A 458-nucleotide genomic window follows, 5' to 3' on the forward strand; every position below is an offset into this window, starting at 1 on the left:
GCTATCTGTACAACACTTGCTAAAGTATACGGCGGTGCTGCTCGTGACTTCGCATCTATCGATAACGCTCCAGAAGAGCGTGAGCGCGGTATCACAATCGCTACTTCTCACGTAGAGTACGACACTCCAACTCGTCACTACGCGCACGTAGACTGTCCAGGACACGCGGATTACGTTAAAAACATGATCACTGGTGCTGCACAGATGGACGGTGGTATCCTAGTTGTTGCTGCGACAGATGGTCCAATGCCACAAACTCGTGAGCACATCCTACTAGGCCGTCAGGTTGGTATCCCTTACATCATCGTATTCATGAACAAATGTGACATGGTTGACGATGAAGAGCTACTAGAACTAGTAGAAATGGAAGTTCGTGAGCTTCTATCTGAGTACGATTTCCCAGGTGATGACCTACCAGTTATCCAAGGTTCTGCTCTAGGCGCTCTAAACGGCGACGA

The 458-nt window shown here is 48.9% G+C and carries 1 pseudogene; it reads left to right on the top strand.

What is annotated here, in order from left to right:
• A pseudogene (locus BCT11_RS28280) lies at nt 1–458 on the top strand (GTP-binding protein); the annotation flags it as partial.

The sequence above is a fragment of the Vibrio sp. 10N.222.52.B12 genome (assembly GCF_002875385.1).
Lineage (GTDB): Bacteria > Pseudomonadota > Gammaproteobacteria > Enterobacterales > Vibrionaceae > Vibrio > Vibrio jasicida.